The sequence below is a fragment of the Streptomyces beijiangensis genome, assembly GCF_017315755.1.
GTDB classification, from domain to species: domain Bacteria; phylum Actinomycetota; class Actinomycetes; order Streptomycetales; family Streptomycetaceae; genus Streptomyces; species Streptomyces beijiangensis.
Window position 1 is genome coordinate 1 of sequence record NZ_JAFLRJ010000347.1, and the last position, 5,333, is coordinate 5,333.

General features: G+C 73.1%; 4 protein-coding genes. 3 read left to right on the top strand and 1 reads right to left on the bottom strand.

Annotation, left to right across the window (positions count from 1 at the left end; all coding sequences use genetic code 11):
- The first annotated feature begins 136 nt into the window (after positions 1-136).
- On the top strand, positions 137-2,227 hold the full coding sequence (locus J0695_RS30205) for an ATP/GTP-binding protein (RefSeq protein ID WP_206967383.1): 2,091 nt from the start codon (positions 137-139) through the stop codon (positions 2,225-2,227).
- 100 nt (positions 2,228-2,327) lie between these two features.
- Entirely contained in the window at positions 2,328-3,893 is a 1,566-nt protein-coding gene (locus J0695_RS30210; RefSeq protein ID WP_206967377.1) for a PucR family transcriptional regulator, read from the top strand.
- Between the two features lie 10 nt (positions 3,894-3,903).
- On the opposite strand, the gene J0695_RS30215 is transcribed toward J0695_RS30210, so the two are convergent.
- Positions 3,904-4,791: an SDR family NAD(P)-dependent oxidoreductase gene (locus J0695_RS30215; protein ID WP_206967379.1), complete on the bottom strand. Its 888-nt coding sequence runs from the start codon at positions 4,789-4,791 to the stop codon at positions 3,904-3,906.
- Positions 4,792-4,895: 104 nt separating this feature from the next.
- On the opposite strand from J0695_RS30215, the gene J0695_RS30220 reads away from it, so the two are divergent.
- Positions 4,896-5,333, top strand: a 438-nt coding sequence (locus tag J0695_RS30220) for a MarR family winged helix-turn-helix transcriptional regulator (protein WP_206967381.1), incomplete at its 3' end; no start/stop codon positions are given.

Here is a 5,333-nt window from a genome sequence, read left to right on the forward strand (position 1 = left end):
CCGCCCGCGCCCCGACGCCGACCCCGACCGGGTCCCCGACCGCGCCCTGATCGGCGGAGCCGCCTTGGCTCTGCTCGCCGCCGCTCTGGTCTGGTCCCTGTGGCACAACGGCTACGTCCCGCACAGCCGCATCCTGCTGGAGCTCGTCACCCCCACCGACTGGTGGGGCCTGGAGCGGCCGCGGGCGGCAACCAGAGCTCTCGCTGTGTACAACACCCTGGTCGCCGTACTGGTGATCTGGGGATTCGGCCGGTTGGGCAACTGGCGCGGGGTGTTCCATCGGTACGCGGTCGATCACCCTCAGCCAACCCGAGCGTTGCGTACCGCGCTGGTGGGCGCCGTGCTGGTCTGGGCGTTTGTGAACGCTGACGAAGTGGCCCACTTCGTGCTGACGCCTGAGCAAGCCGCAGCCGGGGCTACTGTGCCCCGGTCCGCGCTGCCGTTCGGCGACCTCCTGCTGGCTCTGGTTCCTCCGTCGTGGTGGAACACCGGCACCGTCGTGGAGGTTTCGGACCAACTGCACACCCTCGCGACCGTCTACCACCTGCTCGGCTCGGCATTGATCCTCTGGCCGATCGCCAGGGCGGGCGGCTGGCTCACGCTCGTACGGGACCTGCGTCAGGGGAAGAAGCGCGTCGCCGTACCGCAGCAGCAGGCCGGTGAAGACCCCGCCGACTGGCCCCAGTTGCGCGCCGCCGGCCAGTCCGCCGCCGCCGACCGGCTCGTCGCCGAGGGGAACTCCGGGCACATGAACGACGTTGACTGTGTACGGATCCGGCGGGCCTGGGACTCCGTGAAAGCCGACCCCTCCCGGCTTCCGGCGTTCACCGACGCGGTGCTCCGCCAGGGCGCCCAGGCCTGCCCGCATCCCTCCGGCCACCGGGACCTGCCCGCCCGCGCGGCCACCCACGACCTGCTCACCTCGCAGGTGCGACTCGGCCGGTACGCGGACCTCGACCGCAACCCGGCCGCCAGTCGGGGCGCGGGCTCCGCCGTCGACCCGGACACCCTCGGCTCCTCGCTGCTCGCGGTCGGCCCCTCCGGCGCGGGCAAGACCCGTCACCTTGTGCGGCCCGTCGTCGAGTCGCTCGCCCTCCAGGCCCTCGCCGGACAGGCCGCCGTCGTCGTGGTCTGCGCCGCGGGCACCCCCCTCGGCGCCGACGAGGGATACGACGTGGTGGTGAAGCCGGGCGACCCCGCCTCCACGTACGACCTCGACCTGTACGGCGGCACCACCGACCCCGACGAGGCCGCCGCCCTGCTCGCCGAGGCGCTCGCAGGCGATCTGCCCGAGATCGACGCGCGCCGCGCCCAGACCGCGCTGGCCCAGCTGCTCGGCCCCTACCGCGCCGCCCACGGGCGCTTCCCCGCCGTACCCGAACTGCGTGAGCTCCTCGACTCCACCCCCGCCGCCCTCGATGACCTCCGCAGTCGGCTCGACACCGACGAACACCGCAACCAGCTGCGCGAACTGGACGCCCGCGCACGGCAGTTCGGGACCCCGGGCGACCCCGGGCTCGCTCTCGCCGACCGGGTGGCCGTGCTCGACCGGCCCGCCTTCGCGGACTTCTTCGACACCGCGGGGGAGAGCCGGCCCTTCTCGCTGCGCTCCCTGGAACACCCCCTTCGCGCCCGGATCGACCTGCCCGAGCGTGCCCACCCGGAGGCGGCGCATCTGCTGACCCGCCTGGTCCTCGCCCAGTTCACCGCGGGGGCGCCCGCCCGCCGCGACCGTTCGCTCTTCGCCTTCCTGGTGATCGACGACGCCACCCACGCCGTCACCGCCGAATCGGTCCGGGCCCTGCAGCGCCTGCGGAACGCCCACGCCGGGGTCCTGCTGACGCTGCGCGCGCTCGGTGACGTACCGGAGAATCTGCACACCCCGCTGCTCGGGGCGGTCGGCTGCCATCTGGTGCACTCCGGGGTCAGCACCTGGGACGGACGGCTCTTCGCCCAGTCGTGGGGGACCGAGTGGGTGGAGACCACGGAGGTCGCCAAGCACACCGTCTTCGCCGACCAGCCGCTCACCCGGGCCGTGCACGCCCTGCGCAAGCTCGTCACCGGCAAGGCCGTCACGACGGACGCGGTGACCGTCCGCAAGGTCGAACGAGAGCGCTGGTCGGCCTCCGACCTGGCCCGCGAGGTGCCCGCAGGGCATGCGGTGCTGTCACTGACGACGGTGAAGGGCGAGCACGCGCCGCCGCTGCTCGTGGATCTTCACCACTGATCTTCACCGTCGGCCGGTTGGGCAGACCCTGCCGTCCTGGCAGAATCGAGGTGCGCTGTTCATACGGAACGGCGCACCCCCCACCCAAAGGTTCCGCCCCGTGCCGCCCACTCTCGCCTCGCTCGTCCACCACTCCGCGCTCAAGCTGACCGTGCGCGCGGGGGAGGGCAGGCTGGAGACCCCGGTGCGCTGGGCGCACGTCAGCGAGCTCGCCGACCCCGTGCCGTACATGGAGGGCGGCGAGCTGCTCCTCATCACGGCGATGACACTCAATGCCGAGGACCCCGAGGCGATGCGCCGGTACGTGAAGAGGCTCACCGGTGCAGGGGTCGTCGGCCTCGGGTTCGCCGTCGGCGTCAACTACGAGGACATCCCCGAAGCCCTGGTCACCGCCGCCGAGGAGGAGGGCCTGCCGCTCCTGGAGGTCCCGAGGCGTACCCCCTTCCTGGCGATCAGCAAGGCGGTCTCGGCCGCGATCGCCGCCGACCAGTACCGTTCGGTGACCGCCGGTTTCGAGGCCCAGCGCGAACTGACCAGGGCTGCGCTCAACGGCGACGGCCCCGGTGACCTGCTCGCCCGTCTCGCCGCGCATGTGAACGGCTGGGCGGCGCTGTACGACGCCTCGGGCGCGGTCGTCGCCTCCGCACCCGACTGGGCCGCACGGCGGGCCGCGCGCCTCACCCCCGACGTGGAGCGGCTGCGCGAGCGGCCCACCCCCGCGAGCGCGGTGGTCGGCGGCGCGGACGACCGGGTGGAGCTCCAGTCGCTGGGCGCCGGGCGCAGGGCGCGCGGTGCGCTGGCCGTGGGGACGGCGGCGCCGCTGGGCACGGCCGAGCGGTACGCCGTACATTCCGCGATCGCCCTGCTGACCCTGACCACCGAGCGGTCGCGCTCCCTGCAGGCCGTCGAGCAGCGCCTGGGCGCCGCGGTGCTGCGGATGCTCCTCGCGGGGCAGCCCGACCATGCGCGGGCGGTCGCGGGGGACCTCTACAACGGGCTCCTCGACGCGCCCTTCCGCATCCTGATCGCCGAGGCCGCCGGACCGGCCGTACTGCAGGAGCTGGCCGACGCCCTCGAAACGGGGGCCTCGCGCGCGGGCGAGACGGTCCTCGCCGTGCCCGACGGGGAGCGGCTGGTCGTCCTCGCGGCGGACGAGGGTGCGGTCGTCGAGGCCGTCGCCGCGTACGCGGAGGTCGTGGAGGGGCGCAGAGGCTCCTCCGACTCCGCCCCCGAGGACGACGAGGTCGTCATCGGGCAGTCGGCCCCGGCGGGCCCGATCGCCACGGCGTCGGCGTACAAGCAGGCCGAACAGGCACTCGCCGTCGCCCGGCGCAGGCGCCGTGTCCTGGTCGAGCACGACGAACTGGCGGCCGGTTCCGTCCTGCCGCTGCTCGCCGACGACGCGGTGCGGGCCTTCGCGGACGGGATGCTCAGGGCGCTGTACGAGCACGATGCCAAGGGCCGCGGCGACCTGGTGGCCTCCCTGCGCGCCTGGCTCTCGCACCACGGCCAGTGGGACGCGGCCGCCGCCGACCTGGGCGTCCACCGCCACACCCTGCGCTACCGGATGCGACGGGTGGAGGAGATCCTGGGCCGTTCGCTGGACGACCCGGACGCGCGGATGGAACTGTGGCTGGCGCTGAAGGTGACCTCGCAGCCGTCCTGACCCGGTGAGGTCAGCGGGTGGGGTGCCCGAGATCGGCGAGGAGTTCGCCGGTGGCGTCCCACAGCTCGCGCTGGACCGCCTCGCCGCGGCCGAACTCCGGGCATTCCAGGGCCTCCCCGCTCCTGGCGGCGAAGTATCCTCCCTCGCTCCCGGCGAACGCCGGGTCGGTCGCGAGCCGCGCGATGATCCCTGCGCCGTGCCGGGGGTCGCCGATGTGCAGCAGGGTCAGGGCCTTCTCCAGGGCACCGGCGAGCGGGAGTTCGCGCCCGAGGCCGGTGGTGTTGAAGCCCGGGCAGCAGCAGGTGACCGCGACCCCCGTGCCCGCCAGCTGCCGGCCGAGCTCCTGGGTGAACATGACGTCCATCAGCTTGGTCAGTCCGTACAGCCGTGAGGATTCCCTGCGGGAGAAGTCCGCGGTGTCGGTGAGGTCCTGGAGCGGGGCGATCCCGCCGGCCTGGCGCGAGGCGCGCGAGGCGACCGTGACGATGCGGGACGGCGCCGAGGCCGTGAGCTTCTCGCGCAGTACGTCCGTGAGCAGCCAGGGGGCCAGGTAGTTCACGGCGGTCATCTCGGCGAATCCCTCGGAGGTGATCCGCTGCGAGAAGGCGTGCACACCGGCGTTGTTGACCAGTACGTCGATACGCGGGTAGCGGGCGTCGATCTCCCGTCCCACGCGGCGGACGTCGCCCAGCAGGGAGAGGTCGGCGAGGAATACGTCGACGGGAGTGCCGGGGGTTCCGGACGCGGTCTCCTCGATCTCGCGCCGCAGTGCGTCGGCCTTGGACTCGCTGCGGGCGACGAGGCCGAGGCGGGCGCCGCCGCGGGCCAGTTCGAGGGCGGCGAGGCGGCCCAGGCCGTTGGTCGCGCCGGTCATGACGATGACGGGTCGGGTGTCCATGATCTCCGTGGTCTCCTCCGGGTTAACATGCTGAGGTACCTCACCAATCTACATTTGGTGAGGTACCTCAGCAAATTTTCGAACAGTCCGGAGGGACGATCACGATGAGCGGCCAGACGAAACCGGTGGAGGTCGGGCTGCGGTACCTGGCGCTGGGGCACCGCCTCCGCAAGGTGGTCGACGAGCGGATGACGGCCGGGGGGCTGTCCCTCGCCCGTACGAAGATCCTTCAGGTCCTGGACCGGAGCGGACCGCTGAGCCAGTCCTCGCTGGCGGAGGAGCTGGGACATGCGCCCCGGTCGGTCACCCAGTCCGTGGAGGCGCTGGAACGCGAGGGCCTGGTCGTACGGACGCCGGCCCCCCAGGATCGCCGGTCCAAGATCGTCTCCCTCGCCCCGAAGGGCGCAGAGGCCCTGGCGGCGGGCGAGGCGGCGGGCGAGGCCGTACTCCGCGAGATCTTCGGGGCACTGGGGGGTGAAGATCTGGCGGTCCTGGCCGGCCTCCTCGACGAGGTGGCCGAGTCCCTGCCCGCCCCCGTACCC